1 rRNA gene is annotated in these 230 nt (G+C 44.3%); it reads left to right on the forward strand.

Annotated elements, in window-relative coordinates:
• Positions 1-157 precede the first annotated feature (157 nt).
• Positions 158-230: ribosomal RNA gene (gene rrf, locus FE296_RS00045) — 5S ribosomal RNA — on the forward strand; the annotation flags it as partial.

Genomic DNA, 230 nt, shown 5'->3' on the forward strand with positions numbered 1-230 from the left:
AGGGCTTATCCAATTAGCAAGTTGTAATTCGCATGTTTCGTTTCGAATCTAGTTTTCAGAGAATGATCTCTGAAATGAAAATTGGTACATCACAGATTGTGTGTATGATTTTCAGTTCCATATCTGATTTCAAGAAGCTATGCTTCGACAAATCGCGTTTGGTGGCGATGGCGGAGGGGTTCCACACGTACCCATCCCGAACACGACCGTTAAGCCCTCTAGCGCCGATG

It is taken from the genome of Paenibacillus sp. UASWS1643, from assembly GCF_008693195.1.
Classification (GTDB): domain Bacteria; phylum Bacillota; class Bacilli; order Paenibacillales; family Paenibacillaceae; genus Paenibacillus; species Paenibacillus amylolyticus_B.